Source organism: Williamsia sp. Y712 (genome assembly GCF_059445525.1).
On record NZ_JCAIUN010000004.1, the window covers coordinates 379,599 to 396,934 of the forward strand.

The window sequence follows — 17,336 nt, forward strand, 5'->3', positions numbered from 1 at the left end:
CCGCAGGTAGATGAGGCGAAGTGGGATTTGGGGGGAGCTACCGGTATAGTTTGCGCCGTTGTCTCGGCGAGGGTGATCCATGGTCACCGTAATCGGCGCGGCGTGGTTCTCCCTCCAGGGTGCACTGTGGCTGTCATCGATTTCTTGTCGGGCCCGAATCCAGCACCCGATCGAGGAGTCATCTCATGGCAACCGCCAATACCGCCAGCAAGCTCGCCGTCACCCTTCGCACCGAAAAGGGCAAGGGCGCCGCTCGCCGCGCACGTCGCGCCGGTAACGTCCCCGCCGTCCTGTACGGCCACGGCACCGACCCCAAGCACCTGACCGTCCCGGCCCGCGACTTCGCAGCCATCCTGCGTAACAACGGCCTCAACGCCATCATCGAACTCGACATCGAGGGCGAGCTGCAGCTGGCTCTGCCCAAGCAGGTCGACGTTCACCCGATCCGTAACTACATCGAGCACACCGACTTCGTCGTCATCCGCAAGGGCGAGAAGGTCACCGTCGAGGTCGCGATCCTCGTCGAGGGCGACGCCATCCCCGGCAGCCTCGTCACCAACGACGCCAGCAGCATCGAGATCGAGGCCGACGCACTGTCGATCCCCGAGCACCTCGTCATCTCGGTCGAGGGCCTGGGCGCCGGCAGCACCATCACCGCCGCCGACATCGAGCTGCCCGAGGGTGTCACCCTGGTCTCCGATCCCGAGACGCTGATCGTTGCCGTCAACGAGGCACAGACCGCCGACACCACGACGGACGCCGAGGATGCCGCTGAAGCAGCCGCCGAGGTAGCTCCCGCCGCCGAGTAGGGATCACTCCCGCCGCCCGGTCTGCGACAGCTCCGGCGCGCTCTGCAACTTCTCCGGCCCGCACACTTCGGTGTTGCGGGCCGGAGTTTTTTCTCCTGCCCGCTTCTGGCCTGATGCCTTCTTGCCCGATGTACCGAGCAGTTTGATCGCCACCCCGACCACGCTGACCACCACTCCGACGATCTCCCATTGCCCGAGCGCATCACCGAACATCGGCCAGGCGATCAACATCGTCGCGGGCGGAACCAGCAACAGCAGGGTGCTCGAGAGCACCGGGCCGGCCTCGCGGGTGACCCACAGGTAGGCGCCCCAACCGCCGAACGTCGACAATGCGACAACCCAGACCACCGACCCGGCGAACTCTATGGTGACCGGCGGAATCACGTCGCCCACAACCACATTCACCGACCAGAACAAAACCGCGCCAACCGTGCACTGAACGGCCAGTGCCACCGCCATCGGCTCAGGCGCGTTCAACACTCGTTGCACCAGCGTGCCACCGGTCAGCGCCAACATCCCGAGAACACAGAGCAGGAATGCCCACCACGGCGCTCCGCCGGTGTTCAGCTTTCCGCCGACAACCAGACCGACGCCGACGATGCCGACCACAAGGCCGAACCAATCCCGCCGCCCGATCCGCACCCCGAGAACCGGGAAGGCACAGGCCGCGACCACCAGAGGTTGCAGCGAACAGATCAGGGCGGTGATCCCGGCGCTGAGCCCGGCCTGGACGGCAGCACCGATCGCGCTGAGATACATCCCCTGCATGACCACACCCAGCGCCACCTGCCGGGCCACTCCCCTTCGAGTCACCCGCCACGGGTCGAGCTCCGCTGCGCTTCGTCTCCGCAACGGGTCGAGCTCCGCTCCGCTTCGTCTCCGTAAGTCCCGAACGACGCAGAACCCGATCAGCAGCACCGCGGCGAGTACGAAACGGCAGGCGAGCAACATATGCCACGACGAGTACCTGGCACCGAGTTCAGCGCCGAGATATCCAGAACTCCACATGAGCACGAGCAGGATGGATGCTTTGACCATGCAGGCAGGTAAACACACCGGTCGGTATACTTGCAGTGGATATGTGAGCCACATCTCGTCCCGCTCGGTTCGGAGGAACCCGATGACCACCCTCGCCGCACTGCAACTGCCGACCGAGGCGCCGATGACACCGGCCGCCGACCGGATCCTGACCGCCGCCGGGACCCTGTTCTACAGCCGCGGAATCCACGCGGTGGGGGTCGAATCGATCGCGGAGGCCGCCGGCACCACCAAGAAGACGATCTACGACCGGTTCGGGTCCAAGGACGGGCTGATCGTCGCGTACCTGCGTCGCCGGAGCCTGCACTGGCGGTCCCTGGTGCTCGATGTCATCGCCGAACAGTCTCCCGGTCGCGACCAGGCGCTCGCGGTGTTCGACGCCACCGACCAGTGGATGGGCACCTGGGTCCGCGGCTGCGGTTTCATCAACGCCTACGCGGAACTCGGCGGCACCGAACATCCCGGCGTCGCGGTGATCGTCGAGGAGAAGACGTGGGTGCGCGATCTGTTCGAATACACCTGCACTGCAGGCGGATACGCCGAGCCAGCCGTCCTCGCCGGCCAACTGACACTGCTCCATGAGGGCAGCATCGTCTCTCGCACCGCCGGGGCCCAGAGTGATGCCTGCGAGCTCGCACGCCGGACCGCCGAGGTCCTTCTGACACCGGATGACAGAATGAGCCGGTGACAGATCCCATCGTGATTGTCGGTCTGGGCAATCCCGGCAGCCGCTATGAGAAGACGCGGCACAATGTGGGCGCGATGGCCATCGACCATCTGGCAGGCAAGCTCGGCGAGAAGTTCAAGGTCCACAAGAAGTCCGGTGCCGCCGTGGCTGTGGGCCGGCTGGCCGGGCAACAAGTGGTGCTGGCCAAACCCACCTGCTTCATGAACGAATCCGGGCGTCAGGTCGGACCGCTGGCAGCCTTCTATTCGGCCCCACCACAATCACTGATCGTGGTGCACGACGAACTCGACATCGACTTCGGTGCGGTCCGCCTCAAACGTGGCGGTGGCGAGGGTGGCCACAACGGCTTGCGATCGATCTCGCAGGTCCTGGGAACCAAAGATTACCTGCGGGTACGTCTGGGTGTCGGTCGTCCACCGGGCCGGCAGGATCCCGCCGACTTTGTTCTCAAACCGTTCTCCACCACAGAACGCGCCGAAGTGCCCCTCCTGCTGGAAAATGCCGCCGACGCGATCGAGTTGCTGATTGAGTACAGCCTGGAAGACGCACAGAACCGCGTCCACGCGTGGTGAGGCGGCCTCGATCATCGACATGAACCTGATCTAGCCTGTTACAAGCAGCATGCGCCGGCCGAGACACAGATCGGGCCCGCAACGAAAAGAAGGAAACGTATGCCAGTCATCGCTGACCAGACCGGAATCAACAACGTCGGGATTCTCGGTATCGGCGCCTATCGACCTGATCGTGTGGTCACCAACGAGGAGATCTGCGAACACATCGATTCCAGCGATGAGTGGATCTACACCCGCACCGGCATCAAAACCCGACGTTTCTGCGCTCCCGGCGAATCCGCGACCACGATGGCCATCGACTCCGGTCGCAAGGCCATCGCCAACGCACTGCTCAGCGGGTCCGACATCGACGCCGTGATCGTTGCGACCAACACCCACCTGCTGCTGACCCCGGGCGCGGCCACTGCCGTCGCCACCGCTCTGGGCGCCAACGGCGTCCCGGCCTTCGACGTGACCGTCGGCTGTGCCGGCTTCGGGTACGCCATGGGCATCGGCGCCGACATGATCCGTGCCGGTAGTGCCACGAGCGTTCTCGTCATCGGCTCGGAGCAACTCTCGGTCGCTCTCGACATGACCGACCGCGGCAACTGCTTCATCTTCGGCGATGGCGCCGGTGCCGTTGTCCTCGGTGCCACCAAGGAACAGGGCGTCGGCCCGGTGATCTGGGGTAGCGACGGTTCGCAGTACGACGCCATCCGTCAGGACATCGACTGGCTGACCTTCCTCGAAGGCGACCGCGTGCAGCGTCCGTACCTGCGCATGGAGGGCACCAGCGTCTTCCGCTGGGCCGCGTTCGAAATGGGCAAGGTCGCCCAGCGCGCCCTCGAGGCCGCCAAGATCGACGCGCAGGATCTCGACGTGTTCGTCCCGCACCAGGCCAACTCCCGGATCAACGACCTGCTCGCCCGCGGCCTCAAGCTGCGCGAGGGCGCTGTGGTCGCCAACGACATCGAGCACACCGGCAACACCTCGGCAGCCTCGATCCCGCTGGCGATGGAAGATCTGCTGTCCACCGGCAAGGCCAAGCCCGGCGACACCGCACTGCTCCTCGGTTACGGCGCCGGCCTGAGCTACGCCGCCCAGGTGGTCAAACTCCCGCCCGTCCCCTTCGAATAACCGCGAACGCCTCGTCGACCGCGGCGCGTTTCAGCACGGTCGACGAGGGGTTTGCCGGATGTGGCGATTGGTCCTGCATAGGGCGAGGTCTGTAGCCTTTCCTCGTGAGTTCTGAAGTCAGCACGTCGTCCGGTACCGGTTCTGCACCCAGTCGGGCCGCAGTGGCCCGCGAGGTGGCGCGTCGCCGCACTTTCGCCATCATCTCCCACCCCGACGCCGGTAAGTCGACGATGACCGAGGCGTTGGCGCTGCATGCCCGGATGATCAGCGAGGCCGGTGCTGTCCACGGCAAGGCCGGCCGCCGTTCCACGGTCTCCGACTGGATGGAGATGGAAAAACAGCGCGGCATCTCGGTCAGTTCGACTGCATTGCAGTTCAACTATCGCCTCGAAGGTGCCGACGTCGACGAGGTCAACGTCATCAACCTGGTCGACACCCCCGGTCACGCCGACTTCTCCGAGGACACCTACCGCGTACTGACCGCCGTCGACGCCGCGGTCATGTTGATCGACGCCGCCAAGGGCCTCGAGCCGCAGACCCTCAAACTGTTCCAGGTCTGTCGCCACCGTGGCATCCCCATCATCACGATCATCAACAAGTGGGACCGTCCGGGCCAGACGCCACTCGAACTCATCGACGAGATCACCGAGCGCATCGGCCTGACTCCCACACCGCTGTATTTCCCGGTGGGTATCGCCGGAGATTTCCGTGGCCTGCTCGACCGGCGCACCGGCGAGTACATCCGTTTCACCCGGACCGCAGGCGGCGCCACCATCGCCCCCGAGGAGCATCTGGACGCCGACGCCGCGTTGGCCAAAGAGGGCGACGATTGGACCGCCGCCGTCGAGGAGAGCGAACTGCTCACCGCGATGGGTCAGGACCACGACCAGGAACTGTTCCTGGCCGGACAGACCTCACCGATGATCTTTTCCTCCGCGATGCTCAACTTCGGTGTGCGGCAGCTACTTCAGACCTTGGTCGAGCTCGCTCCCCCACCCGAGGGCCGGGCCGCGATCGACGGCACCGTCCGCGAGGTCACCGATCCGTTCAGCGCCGTTGTCTTCAAGGTGCAGGCCGGCATGGACTCGTCGCACCGAGATCGCCTGGCCTACATGCGAATCGTGTCCGGCGTGTTCGAACGCGGGATGGTTGTCACCCACGCGCAGACCGGTAAACCCTTTGCCACCAAGTACGCCCAGGCCGTGTTCGGCCGCGACCGCTCGACGGTCGACACCGCATACCCGGGCGATGTGGTCGGATTGGTCAACGCCATGGCGCTGGCACCCGGCGACACCCTGTACACCGACGCGAAGGTGCAGTACCCGCCGATCCCGTCGTTTGCTCCGGAACACTTCTCGATCTGCCGGGCCGAGTCGGCAGGCAAGTACAAGCAGTTCCGCAAGGCGATCGACCAGCTCGATTCCGAAGGTGTGGTCCAGGTGCTGCGCAACGAGATTCGCGGCGACGCGGCTCCGGTACTCGCGGCCGTCGGACCCATGCAGTTCGAGGTCGTCGCTGCCCGGATGAAGACCGAGTTCGGTATCGAGGCACGCTTCGAGCCACTGCCGTATACGCTGGCCCGCCGCACCGACGAGGCCAGCGTCGACGAACTGAACCGCCAGCGCGGCCTCGAGGTCTTCACCCGTAGCGACGGCGCCCTACTCGCTCTGGTCAGCGACAAGTGGCGTCTGCAGTACATCGAGAAAGAGCACGCCGACCTCACCCTGGAACCGTTGGTGGCGGCGGCAGACTGATGCGACGGTCGGCTTCTGTCCTGGCCGCCTGGGTTGTCACCGGCGCGGCGATCCTGACCGGCTGCAGTGACGGGTCCAAACCCTCCGACGCCACCGCGACGTCGTCATCGACCACTTCGATGATCGCGTCGTCACATGCTGACGCCGAAGTGGCGCCTGCTCGGTGTCAGGAGACGTCGCCAAGCGGACCTGTCGATCACACGCTGGAGGGCTTTGCCTTCGATTCGGGCTCGGCCACGGTGTCACTGACCGTGCCGGGGCAAAGCGCCCGTTGCTACAGCTATCCCCGATGGGGCAACGCCGATCCGGCTGTCCCCATCGACAGTCTGCTGTTCCTCTTCAAAGGTCCCGGTTCGGACGGCGTGACCATCGACATGCTCGTCGGTGACCTCACCCAGCGGACCAAGGTCGTCGCCAAGGTGGCGGTGGCGATCGACGGCACCACCTACCAGGGTGACAACTGCTCCATGGACCTCACCGCGCTGACGAGTGCCGGGGTCGCCGGCTCGTTCTCCTGTCCCACAGTCACCGCGGTGTTCGGCAATCCCCTTGCCCCACTCGATGACCCCGAACCCGAACCGTCGACGTCGGCCCCCCTGCCCACCGCCGCGGTCTCGGGATGGTTCACCGTCGAACCATAGAGTTGCCGACCCGGAAAAGACGTTGCGACTCAGACACCTACGTCGAACGCGGTGGATGTACCCGTGAAGCCGTGGATCTTTCCGGCGCCGGTGCGATGATCGCCGTAGTACCGGATCCGGTACCGACCCGACGTTCCCCCATCGGTGTTCCACAAGATGGTGATCACCGAGGCATCCAGACTTCCCGGTGGCCGCGACCAATGTAATTCCGTCGACCACGCGTTGTCGTCGAGTGTTCGTTGCCACTGCCCGTCGACCCACTCTTCCACCGCCAGATAGGTGTCGGTGCGGCGCAGGTTGTTGTTCGGGTGCGCCCCGACAAACTCGACCGAGACCGTCTCACCCGCACGGTATCCCGACTTCGGCGCTGTGAGCACGTCCCCGTATCTGCGGCCTGCGATTGGTACATCCGGTGGGGGCGTCGGTACCAGGTCCGGCTGGAATCCCGACTTGTTCAGCGGCGCCGGACCACCCGGCGGTCGCCTGCCGGCGGCAAGCGCACCGGCCAGCTTGTCGAAACTCTGCATGTATGCCGGCAACGTCCACCGGCCGAACTGCGTTTCACCACCCTCATACTGTTGCGCCACATACTCTTCGGGTGTTGTCACGTATTGGCTGTATCCATTGGCATAGCCCTGCAGCAGAACATTGTCGATCGAGACCCGCAGCGCACCGGCAACGATCTGCCGGACTCGCAGCCCCGAGACGATCGTGAACTCGGCGGGCGCTGCGGCCAGCACCAGATCACCGATGCGCATGATCTGGATCGGCATCACCTGCGGAATCCACGGCGCGGGCGGGAGTAACCCCAGGGGTGCAGCGATCAGCTTGGGCGCCTGAACATCCCGAATCCACGGCGAGATCGGGGCATCGAGGCCACCGACTGCCGCGACCAGCGGATTGACCTGCCCCTCGAAGAAGAACGGCAGCGGTTGCTCGTAGTTGTCCTCGGTGCTGGTGGCCACCGCTCCGGCACCCATCATCGCAGGCGAGGTCCGGGCGGACCTGCCGTCCGGTGTGTACGAACCGTCGATGGCGACATCGGAGAAGTCGACGTACTGGATCACCGAATCAACACCGGTCCTGGTCATTCCGGAGGCGCCCGCGTGGGCCTGCCGTCCGGCTTGATACTGACGTTCGCCGATGATCGCGCAGTTGGCCCGATTGTCCTTGGTCGGTCCCGACGGCGAAAACGGCACCAGATTCAGGTTGGGCGTCATGTCCCCGGCGTTGGTCTGGGGAAATGCTGCCACCACACCAGGATCGTCCGACTCCCACCGATGGCTGGCGTAACCCTTGTTGTCGACGGTGATCAACTTGTTGTGATCGGCCATCGATGTGCCATGGGTGGAGAACCACGTGATGACACCGATATCGTTGCCGCCCTGGGCCAGACGCAGCACGGTGACCGCCGGATCGATCCCCTCCGGGAACACCCGTTTGTCGGGGTCGGGGTTCAGGTCGAAGGCAGGTCTGGACCGCTGCGCGCTGGCGTTGTGGAGTTCACCGCGACCGAGCCGGATCGTCCCCGGTGCCAACGAATCGTGGGCTCGGCAGATCGAATCGTAGATACCGTCGACCTCGGCCTGGTACGAGTTCTTCTTGAATCCGAAAGCCGCGAGAGAGTAGGCATAGTCCCACGCCGTGCCGCCACACGAGTTGTGGTTGTGTGTGGCATTGAGGTTGACGTTCGTCTCGGTGTAGAGCGAACCGAACCGCGACTTCAGCTTCGCCAATACACCGAAGTGGATCGATTCGAACAGGCACGCCGAATCCGCGGTGACAAAAACGATCCGGTTACCCGTCGCGTTGTCGACGATGATGTAGGCCCGCGCCCAGTACCGCATGTGCAGGCCTTCGGCGACCTGCGCCGGTTGCGAATAGCCCATCATCCCTTGCCCGGCAACGGCACCGGTCATGTCGGCGCGACCGGCCCCGACCAGATATCCGCCTGCCGGATCGGCTCCGGCCATACTTGCGCCGAACGAACCGCTCGCCCCCGCGACCACCGTGCCCGCGGCCATGGTGCCGAGCATCTGACGCCTCGACAGTCGTGGTCCAACACCGTTCATACATCCACCCCTATTCGCTGTTGATCACCCGTCGAGTACCGACTCCAGATACGGATTCACAAAGACTCCATCTGGGTCGAGTTCTCTTCGTACCGACCGGAACTCACCAAATCTCGGATACACCGAGCGGAGATATGCACTGCTCTGCGTGTGCATCTTTCCCCAATGCGGCCGACCGCCATGGGCGACCATGATCTGTTCGACGTCGTCGAAGTATTCGTCCTGCGGGTCACCGTGATAGCGGTGGACGGCAATGTAGCCGCTCTTTCGCCCGGACGCGGTGGACAGCATCAGATCGTCTGCGGCTGCCGCGCGGACCTCGAGCGGGAAGCTGACCCGATAGCGGCGGGCGTCGATCAGCCGGCGAATCTCGCACAGTGACTGCGGAACCCGCTCGAGCGGTATCGCATACTCCATCTCCCGGAACCGAACAGTACGCGCGGAGACGAACACCTTTGTCGAGATGTCGGTGTATGTACGGGACGACAGGACGTTGCCCGCCAGTGAGTTGAGTTTCGGCACCACCGCCGGGTACCTGGCGCCGAGCGCACACATGCCCCGGAACAGTTGATTGCTGACCAGGTCGTCGTCGATGTGACGCCGCAGCTTTCCCGGACCTGACCGCGGGGTGTCGATCGGTACCCTGGTGTTGGTCTTGGTCAGCGCGAATCCGGTGTGCGGAAACCAGAAGAACTCGTGGTGGTCATATGTTTCGACGTTGTCGAGGAACGAGTCGATGACCTTGTCCACCGACTCGGGCCGTTCGGTCGCCCGCAATGCAAACGCTGGAACGCACTGCAGTGTGATCTCGGTGATCACCCCCAGCGCACCGAGGCCCAGTGCTGCCGCCTGAAGAAGTCGGGGATCATCGGAGCCCACCGTGCGCACGTCGCCGGTGCCGGTCACCAGCGTCAGCCCGACGATCTGGGTGCTGATCCCGCCGAATCCCAGTCCGGTTCCGTGCGTTCCGGTGGAGGTGGCCCCAGAGATCGTCTGGGCATCGACATCCCCGAGATTCGGCATTGCCAACCCATGCGGCGCAAGCAGAGCCGGGATCTGCTGCAGTGTTGTCCCGGCCCGCAGCGACACCTGCATCGCATCGGTGTCCACGTCGACCAGGCCACTCATCGCCGACATGTCCAGCTGAATGCCCGGTGCCACCGCGACCGCGCTGAAGCTGTGACCCGACCCGACCGGTTTGACCGTCGATCCGCTCGCGCGCGCCTTCGCGATCACCGCGGCGATCTCCTCCGGGCCGCGAGGCCGGACAACCTGTTCGGGAATCACCGATTCCGTACCGCCCCAATTGCGCCAGACCCGGGGGCCGCTCACAGAAACGCTTTCCCTTCGCCGCGATAGCTCGGCAGTTCGCCGACGACCACCCCGTGGTCGACCACCAGAATGGTGTTCACATGTTCACAGAGTTCACCGGACTTCGTGTGCCGCAACCACACCCGATCTCCTACCGACAAGGAATGCGCAGCTTTTCCGCGTAACGGTGTCTGCACCTCACCGGCCGCCTCCTGGCCGAGGTAGCTCAGTCCCGGTGGCCACGTGGGCAGCGGAAGCCGATCGCTTCCCGGCGGTCCCGAGGCGATCCATCCGCCGCCGAGGCAGGTCACCATGCCGCGGGTGGGCATCCGGACCACCGCCAGACCGAACGCCATCGCCGGTGCCGGTTTGAAATGCGAATAGGTGTCGAAGAGATGCCCACCGAAGAAGCCGCTACCGGCAGCGATATCCGTCACCGAGGGATCGGCAGCGGTGGCTTCGATCGAGCCTGTGCCCCCGGCGTTCACGAACTCGAGGTCGGCGATCTGCCTGACCGCTGCGACCACCTGGCATCGGCGGCCGATCAGCTCTTCCATCGAACGACGCTGAAGATCGCTGATGAGGTTGTTACGCAGTCGCTTTCCGGCGATCTCATCGCCGATGCCTGCCACCTGCGCCTCATAGGACATCAGGCCGACAAGCCTCATCCCGGCGCGGTTGACGACTTCGGTGGCCAGGTCGACCGCCTCGGTGACGGTCCGGACCGGAGACCTGCGAACGCCGACGTGCCCGATCAAGGGTGCTTTGTACGAGGCGTCGAGGTCGATGGCGATCCGCAGTGGGCCGGCGGCCCCGGGCAGACCCGATCGGGTTCTGGCCGCTTCGATGAGGTCGAGCTGCGCCACCGAATCGACCAGCAGCGTGACCCGCTCCGCGGCGACCGGATCGGCCGCCAGGCGCGAGATCGCATGCCGACTGCTACTGGGATATCCGACGAGAACATCACCGACGTCACCGGCCGTTGCCAGCCGATGCGCTTCTGCCACATCGTAGGCCAGCACACCGGAAAATCCGTCCGCCGCCAGGACCTGCTCGATGACCGACCTGATCCGCAGTGATTTGGAGGCCACCCGAATCGGCACACCGCCGGCCCGCGACCGCAGATCAGCCAGGTTGTGCCGCAGCGCCGTCAGCTCCAGCACCGCGACCGGGCCATCCGGGTCGCCGTAGTCTCGGACCGCCGTATCGATTGCACCCCAATATGATTCGGGGTCGGCCGCCCATGGCCAATCGGGGCGCATGGTCGACGAGGCCAGATCGAGATCAGGCACGCCCAGATCGATACTCATGACGCAGGCGAATCTGCCAGGTGCCCCAGTAGTGAGGCCACGGTGGCGTCGATGATGCGCTCGGCGACCTCACGGTCGCCGGTGTTGAGATAGGCCAACGTCAAGCCGTCGGTCGCCGCCACCACCAGCGGTGCCAGATACTCCGGATCGGTGGTCCAGGTGGCACCCATCGCGGCAGCCGCCGCCTCCAGCGAGACCTGAGCGATTTCGTAGTACCGGGTGTACAGGCGGGTGGCGAAGTGCTCGAGGCCTTCGGTGCGGCGTGCGTACTGGGCGAGCGTGATCATTGCCGCCTCCCGACCCGGGTCGGAGACCACACTCTCCAGATACGACATCAGACCGGCCTTGATCAACGCGCCGATATCGTCCGGGAGTTTCCATTCACCGGAGTCGACGGCCGCGGACGTTTCCGGTGGCGCCAGGGGTGCGGTGATCGATGCCAGTTCGTCGGATGTACCCCTGGCGACCAGCTCGGCCAGCAGTTCGTCCCTGGAATCGAAGGCGTAGTGGAAGCTGGCCAGCGACATACCCGCCTCGGCACTGATCCGGCGGGTGGTCGCCGCCTCCACACCATGATCGGCGATGACCCGGAACGCAGCGCGCACCAGCAGGTCCCGCCGCACCTCCACAGACATCCGTGCCACGCAGTCCCCCGCCTGCCTCATGTGGGTCAAACGACCCACTGTTTCGTGCGAGGGTAGGCGAATACGACCGAACCCGCTACTGCGGAACCACAAACGCTCCGCCTGTTCGAAGTTGCTCCACGTGCATGCGGAGCGTATTCGTACAGGCGGAGCGTTTGTGGTCGTCCACTGCTCAGACGGTCAGCCGACCGCCGGTGGTTCTCAGTAAGCGGAGTTGACGTTGTCCATCGAGCCGTACTTGTGCGCGGCATAGTTGCAGGCGGCGACGATGTTGGAGACCGGATCCCAGATGTCGTAAGAGGTGCCTTCGACGTGGTAGGCCGCGTAGGTCGGGTCGATCACCTGGAGCAGGCCCTTGGACGGGATGCCGGCTGCGGCATTCGAGTCGTACAGGTTGATGGCCTGCGGATTGCCGGTCGACTCCCGCATGATGTTGCGCATGATCCCGTCATAGCTCGCCGGGATGTTGTTCGCGGCCAGGATGTCGAGTGACTGACGAATCCAGCCGTCGAGGTTGTTTTCGTAGACCGGGGCAGGCGGCGGCGGGGCCACGACCGGCTCGGGCGCGACTTCCTCGACCACGGGTGCGGGTGCTGCTTCGACCTCCACCGGCGTCTCGGGAGCCGGGGCCGGAGCTTCGGTCTCGGGCGACGACTCGACAACAGCCGAGTGGGTTGCAGACTTTGTGACCGCGGCCGTATCGGCACCGGCGGGCTCATTCGTGATGAACGCCCCGGCGGTCAGCGTCGCGGCGATCGCCAGTGTGGCGGCACCCCCGACGTAGCGGGCGTGCGTGTGTGATGCGCCGCTCCGGGCGTCCTGGAGCAACTTCGAGAAAACGGACATGTAACTGATTCCTAGATGTGATTCGGCCGACTGACGGCAGGCAGCAGACAACCTCGCCAGGTGCCGTGGCACTCCTGGCGATGTGGGGTCATCGCTGTCGATGGATTTGTGAAACAAGGGACGTTGCCGCCCCGGCGCATGCCGCAACCGACCCGTTTGGCTCAGGGTCCAGGCGAGATCCGCTCAGGCGGCCCCAGGTGGCGGTATCAGCCCCCGGTAACCGCAGCGAGACCACGGATTGCGCATGCGGGAAGAATCCGCATGAACTACCAACCTTCTCGTGCTGCAGACGTTGCATCTGCGTTACTGGTTGATAACAGATTGATATACAAACCTGAGAATGTCCAGCAGAAACCGGGCCTAGTGAGGCTAGCAAAGCACTTTTTGCGGCTGTCCAACTATCCAAAACGTGCTATGCGCTGCAGATTTGCTCCCCTACGCTACCGTGACCGGTTTCACAAGGTTCGTTGACAAAAACGCGCCCGAAGACGCCAAAATGTTACGAAGTGGGTACTTGGGTACGAAGCCGGCGTCAGTCGAGAGCATCGTTTCGGACGATGATCGCCGCGCCGGGCGTTGGTTCACACCACAGGGCGTTGGTTCATACCACAGCGAGAATGGCGCCGCTGGAACGGGGACCGAAGTCCTTGCCACCGTCAATACCACGTGTAGATATGGCAAATATCACGATACTGCCAGGCGATTCGGTCCGATCGGAGTCCATCGCGGCCCGGTTCGGGGTTATCGAGCCGGTCGGCGCCACATCACCCGATGATGCGGGTGATGAGCTCCAGATCCACATCGGCCAATGCGGCCGGACTGAACGTGGGATTGCGGTCCTTGTCCACCAACACCGCCCGAACGCCTTCGGCGAAGTCGGGGGTCCGCGTGATCTGCTCGGCCGCGTGCAGCTCGCGCTCGAGGCACTCGTCGAGTGTCGAACGCGCACCGAGTTCGAGCAGTGCAGCGGTCACCACCAGGCTCGTCGGTGATGCCGCATCGAGCGCAGCGACCGTCTCGGCCGCCCAGTCGTCACCGACCGCACCCCGCAGGCCGCCGACGATGGCCGCCACCGGATCGTCACTGAAGTATTCGGCGATCTTCGCCAGCGGCAGGTCCGTCGAAGAAACCTTCTCGGTCCGTCCCGACAACGCCTGTGCCAGTGGCATTCCCGACCGGATATCATCGGCGAGCTCGCCGAACTTGGCGCTGGGCACGTAGTGGGTCGCGAGACCGACGGCCACCGCATCCGCACCATGTACGCGGGCGCCGGTCAAGCCCATCCACAGGCCGACACCTGACGGCAACCTCGGCAGAAAATATGTCGAGCCGACATCCGGCATGAATCCGATTGCCGTTTCCGGCATCGCGATCATCGCTTTCTCGCTGACCACCCGGACCTCGCCGTGCACGCTGATGCCCAGACCGCCGCCGAGCGCAGGCCCGTCGATCAGTGCCACGTACGGCTTCGGAAAGTCCGCAACCAGCTGATCGAGTTCGTACTCTGCGCTGAAATATCTTGTCACGCCGGCGAAGTCGCCTGCCAGCACCGCATCACGGATGGCCCGAATGTCACCGCCTGCACAGAACGCGCGATCACTCGACGAGGTGACCAGCACCGTCTCGACCTCGGGATTGTCAGCCCAGTCCGAAAGGGCCACGAACATGTCGTCGACCATGGTCTGGTCGAGCGCATTGAGGGCCCGCCCGCGATCCAAGATGATCTCGCCGACACCGTTGCCGACCTGTGTACGGATGAACGACACCGAATATTCCCCTCGTCAGCCGATCGCTTCGGCGAGTTCCATCCACGACTCTTCAGCCGCTTCACGTTGCGCCACAACCGATTTAAGTTCGGTACCCAGAGCAATGAGCTGATCCGGTGTGGTGGCCGCGTCAGCGAGCTTGCTGTGCAACTCGGTCTCCTGTTTGACCAGACGCTGCACCTGACGTTCGACCTTCTTCAGGGCCTTTTCCATGTCACGCTCGGCGCCAGAGCCTTTGGCGGGTCCGCCACCTGCCGCACCGGCAGCCTTCGCCGGACCCGACGACTGGACGGCCGACGCCGCGGCGGGTCCGTTGGCCAGCTTCGTCAGATACTGCTCGATGCCACCGGGCAGATTGGTGAGCTTGCCGTCGCCGAACAGCGCCCAGGTGCTCTCACAGATCCGCTCGATCAAGAACCTGTCGTGACTGATCACCACCAGGGTGCCGGCCCAGTTGTCGAGGAGATCCTCGAGCTGTTGGAGCGTGTCGATGTCGAGGTCGTTGGTTGGCTCGTCGAGCAACAGCACGTTCGGTTGCGCCATCAGTACACGCGTCAGCTGCAGCCGGCGACGCTCACCACCGGAGAGATCACCGACCGGTGTGCGCTGCCGGGCCGGGCTGAATCCGAGACGCTCGGCCAGCTGTCCGGCCGACACGTCCTTGCCACCCAGTTCGATATGTCCGGCAACGTCTTCGACGGCCTCGATCACCCGCATGTCGACCGGCAGGTCGTCGAGTTCCTGACGCAGCCAGCCGATGGAGACCGTCTTGCCTTCGATGCGCCGGCCCGCCGCGGGCGGCAATTCGCCGGCCAGCGTCCGCAACAACGTCGACTTGCCCGAGCCGTTGACACCGACGAGGCCGATGCGCTCACCGGGGGCCAGACGCCAGGTCAGATCGTCGATCAGCACGCGGCCATCGGGGGTGGTGAGCTTGGCGTCTTCGAGTTCGATGACCACCTTGCCGAGGCGACGCTTGGCAAAACTGGCCAGTGCCACCGAATCTCGCGGCGGCGGCACGTCGGCGATGAGCTTTTCCGCAGCCTGAATCCGATACTTCGGCTTCGAGGTCCGTGCCGGCGGGCCACGCCGCAGCCAGGCGAGTTCTTTACGTGCCAGGTTCTGTCGGCGTTCCTCGGCGGCGTCGGACAACCGGGTCCGCTCCGCGCGAGCGTAAACCCAGTCGTTGTAGCCGCCCTCGTAGGTCTCGACCTTGCCGTTCTGCACTTCCCAGGTGGTGGTCGCGACCGTGTCGAGGAACCAGCGATCGTGTGTGACCACGACCAGGGCGCTGCGCCGGTTGACCAGATGATTGCCGAGCCAGGCGATGCCTTCGAGGTCAAGATGGTTGGTCGGCTCGTCGAGGATCAACAGATCCAGGTCCTGCACGAGCGCCGCAGCCAGTGCCACCCGGCGCCTCTGTCCACCGGACAACGACGTGACCGGGGTGTCCAGACCGAGCTCCCCGATACCGATACCGGCCAGCACCGACCGGATCCGGGCGTCGCCCGCCCATTCGTGTTCGGCCACACCGAGCGGTCCCAGGACGATCTGACCGATGGTCTGCTCGGGAGGCAGGTGGCCACGCTGGGTCACCACTGCCATCCGCATCCCGGTGGCGCGGGCCACACGGCCTTCGTCGGGTGGCTCGATCCCGGCCAGGATCTCGAGCATCGTCGTCTTGCCGCCGCCGTTGAGCCCGACGACTCCGATGCGGTCGCCCTCTTGGACACCGAGACTGACCGATTCGAGCAGCGGCTTGATGCCGAACGACTTGCTGATCTTCTCGACGGAGATGAGGTTGTTGCCCTGACGCTTTCCCGGTGCGGTCACAGCGCTGCCTCGATCACGCGTGCGCCGCCCACCGGACCGGAAGCGGTCCGGACGGCGCGGCACACACCCGCGCCCGACAACTCGGCAGCGGTAGCCACCGCGGCGGCCTCATCGGCGCATAGGAATGCGCACGTCGGTCCCGACCCGGAAATGATTCCGGACAGGGCGCCGGCGTCGACTCCGGCGCGCAGTGTTCGGCGCAGGGCCGGGCGCATGGACAGCGCTGCCGGTTGCATGTCGTTGTGTAGCAATGTTGCAACTCTCTGTGGGTCACCCGATGCAAGCGCCTGCAGGAGCTCGTCGGGAGATTCGGTGTAGGTGCCGGTGTCGTCCGCGGACGCGTTCGTCTCGCGCAACCGGTCCAGTTCGCGATACACCTGCGCGGTACTGAGACCTTCTTTGGCAACGGCCAGCACCCAGTGGTACTCGCCGCGGGACAGGACTGTGTTGAGCTTCTCACCGCGACCGGTGCCGAGCGCGGTGCCTCCGCGCAGCGAAAACGGTACGTCGCTTCCCAATTCGGCGGCGAGGGCGAGCATGGTGGCGCGGTCGATCTCGAGGCGCCACAGTCGTGACAGCGCCAGCAGGGTACCGGCGGCATCGGCCGAACCGCCTGCCATACCGCCTGCGACCGGGATGCCCTTGTTGATGGTGATCGCCACCTCGGGCGGGCGGCCCGCCGCCCGCGATATCACTTCGGCTGCCCGCCACGCCAGGTTGGTGGAGTCGAGCGGGACCTCGCCTGCGTTGTCGCCGGTGACGACGATCGACAGGTTGTCGGCCGGGGCCACCGAGACGGTGTCGGACAATGAAAGCGCCTGGAACACGGTCGTCAATTCGTGATAGCCGTCACGGCGGGGCAGACCGACGCCCAGGTGCAAGTTCACCTTGGCGGGTACCCGAACCGTGACGGGACGTGGGACAACAGACAGCACG

General features: G+C 64.9%; 15 protein-coding genes. 6 read left to right on the forward strand and 9 right to left on the reverse strand.

Annotated elements, in window-relative coordinates; translation table 11 throughout:
• Positions 1-185: 185 nt before the first annotated feature.
• Complete coding sequence (locus AC1D75_RS24940) at positions 186-809, forward strand: 50S ribosomal protein L25/general stress protein Ctc (protein WP_495518011.1); 624 nt, start codon at positions 186-188, stop codon at positions 807-809.
• Positions 810-812: 3 nt separating this feature from the next.
• Here the strand turns inward: AC1D75_RS24940 and AC1D75_RS24945 are convergent, their stop codons facing one another.
• Entirely contained in the window at positions 813-1,847 is a 1,035-nt protein-coding gene (locus tag AC1D75_RS24945; protein WP_495518012.1) for a DMT family transporter, read from the reverse strand.
• An 82-nt stretch (positions 1,848-1,929) separates the two neighbouring features.
• Here AC1D75_RS24945 and AC1D75_RS24950 point away from each other — a divergent pair, with 82 nt between their 5' ends.
• The 5 genes from AC1D75_RS24950 to AC1D75_RS24970 all read left to right on the forward strand — a co-directional run bounded on the left by AC1D75_RS24950 (position 1,930) and on the right by AC1D75_RS24970 (position 6,618).
• The gene (locus AC1D75_RS24950) at positions 1,930-2,535 is read left to right on the forward strand and encodes a TetR/AcrR family transcriptional regulator (RefSeq protein ID WP_495518013.1); all 606 of its coding nucleotides are present in this window, start codon (positions 1,930-1,932) and stop codon (positions 2,533-2,535) included.
• The gene (gene pth, locus AC1D75_RS24955) at positions 2,532-3,107 is read left to right on the forward strand and encodes an aminoacyl-tRNA hydrolase (protein ID WP_495518014.1); all 576 of its coding nucleotides are present in this window, start codon (positions 2,532-2,534) and stop codon (positions 3,105-3,107) included. The genes AC1D75_RS24950 and pth overlap by 4 nt, the downstream gene beginning before the upstream one ends.
• A gap of 99 nt (positions 3,108-3,206) precedes the next feature.
• Positions 3,207-4,223, forward strand: coding sequence for a beta-ketoacyl-ACP synthase III (locus tag AC1D75_RS24960; protein ID WP_495518015.1), 1,017 nt, complete (start codon positions 3,207-3,209; stop codon positions 4,221-4,223).
• Positions 4,224-4,327: 104 nt separating this feature from the next.
• Entirely contained in the window at positions 4,328-5,977 is a 1,650-nt protein-coding gene (locus tag AC1D75_RS24965) for a peptide chain release factor 3 (protein ID WP_495518016.1), read from the forward strand.
• Positions 5,977-6,618 (forward strand): hypothetical protein, encoded by a 642-nt coding sequence (locus AC1D75_RS24970; protein ID WP_495518017.1) that lies wholly within the window; start codon positions 5,977-5,979, stop codon positions 6,616-6,618. Before AC1D75_RS24965 ends, AC1D75_RS24970 begins: the two co-directional genes overlap by 1 nt.
• A 29-nt stretch (positions 6,619-6,647) precedes the next feature.
• Here AC1D75_RS24970 and AC1D75_RS24975 read toward each other — a convergent pair whose 3' ends face one another.
• From AC1D75_RS24975 to AC1D75_RS25010, 8 genes are all read right to left on the reverse strand, one after another.
• Complete coding sequence (locus tag AC1D75_RS24975) at positions 6,648-8,690, reverse strand: neutral/alkaline ceramidase (RefSeq protein WP_495518018.1); 2,043 nt, start codon at positions 8,688-8,690, stop codon at positions 6,648-6,650.
• A gap of 24 nt (positions 8,691-8,714) precedes the next feature.
• Positions 8,715-10,022, reverse strand: coding sequence for a D-arabinono-1,4-lactone oxidase (locus AC1D75_RS24980; protein ID WP_495518019.1), 1,308 nt, complete (start codon positions 10,020-10,022; stop codon positions 8,715-8,717).
• A complete protein-coding gene (locus AC1D75_RS24985) occupies positions 10,019-11,263 on the reverse strand; it encodes an alanine racemase (protein WP_495518411.1) in 1,245 nt (414 codons plus the stop codon). The genes AC1D75_RS24980 and AC1D75_RS24985 overlap by 4 nt, the downstream gene beginning before the upstream one ends.
• A 44-nt stretch (positions 11,264-11,307) precedes the next feature.
• Positions 11,308-11,946, reverse strand: a complete 639-nt coding sequence (locus tag AC1D75_RS24990; protein ID WP_495518412.1) for a TetR/AcrR family transcriptional regulator — start codon at positions 11,944-11,946, stop codon at positions 11,308-11,310.
• Between the two features lie 210 nt (positions 11,947-12,156).
• Complete coding sequence (locus tag AC1D75_RS24995) at positions 12,157-12,801, reverse strand: transglycosylase SLT domain-containing protein (RefSeq protein WP_495518020.1); 645 nt, start codon at positions 12,799-12,801, stop codon at positions 12,157-12,159.
• A gap of 764 nt (positions 12,802-13,565) precedes the next feature.
• Entirely contained in the window at positions 13,566-14,567 is a 1,002-nt protein-coding gene (locus AC1D75_RS25000) for an enoyl-CoA hydratase/isomerase family protein (protein ID WP_495518021.1), read from the reverse strand.
• Positions 14,568-14,582: 15 nt separating this feature from the next.
• Positions 14,583-16,400, reverse strand: coding sequence for an ABC-F family ATP-binding cassette domain-containing protein (locus AC1D75_RS25005; protein ID WP_495518022.1), 1,818 nt, complete (start codon positions 16,398-16,400; stop codon positions 14,583-14,585).
• On the reverse strand, positions 16,397-17,335 hold the full coding sequence (locus AC1D75_RS25010) for a 4-(cytidine 5'-diphospho)-2-C-methyl-D-erythritol kinase (protein ID WP_495518023.1): 939 nt from the start codon (positions 17,333-17,335) through the stop codon (positions 16,397-16,399). Before AC1D75_RS25010 ends, AC1D75_RS25005 begins: the two co-directional genes overlap by 4 nt.
• Between the last annotated feature and the right edge of the window lies 1 nt (position 17,336).

What these genes read in the sequence shown, in the direction of transcription:
- AC1D75_RS24940 (WP_495518011.1), top strand. Translation starts at nt 186, where the DNA reads ATGGCAACCGCCAATACCGCCAGCAAGCTCGCCGTCACCCTTCGCACC.
- AC1D75_RS24970 (WP_495518017.1), top strand. Translation starts at nt 5,977, where the DNA reads ATGCGACGGTCGGCTTCTGTCCTGGCCGCCTGGGTTGTCACCGGCGCG.
- AC1D75_RS24985 (WP_495518411.1), bottom strand. Translation starts at nt 11,263, where the DNA reads ATGCGCCCCGATTGGCCATGGGCGGCCGACCCCGAATCATATTGGGGT.
- AC1D75_RS24945 (WP_495518012.1), bottom strand. Translation starts at nt 1,847, where the DNA reads ATGGTCAAAGCATCCATCCTGCTCGTGCTCATGTGGAGTTCTGGATAT.
- AC1D75_RS24960 (WP_495518015.1), top strand. Translation starts at nt 3,207, where the DNA reads ATGCCAGTCATCGCTGACCAGACCGGAATCAACAACGTCGGGATTCTC.
- AC1D75_RS24950 (WP_495518013.1), top strand. Translation starts at nt 1,930, where the DNA reads ATGACCACCCTCGCCGCACTGCAACTGCCGACCGAGGCGCCGATGACA.
- AC1D75_RS24975 (WP_495518018.1), bottom strand. Translation starts at nt 8,690, where the DNA reads ATGAACGGTGTTGGACCACGACTGTCGAGGCGTCAGATGCTCGGCACC.
- AC1D75_RS24990 (WP_495518412.1), bottom strand. Translation starts at nt 11,946, where the DNA reads ATGTCTGTGGAGGTGCGGCGGGACCTGCTGGTGCGCGCTGCGTTCCGG.
- AC1D75_RS24995 (WP_495518020.1), bottom strand. Translation starts at nt 12,801, where the DNA reads ATGTCCGTTTTCTCGAAGTTGCTCCAGGACGCCCGGAGCGGCGCATCA.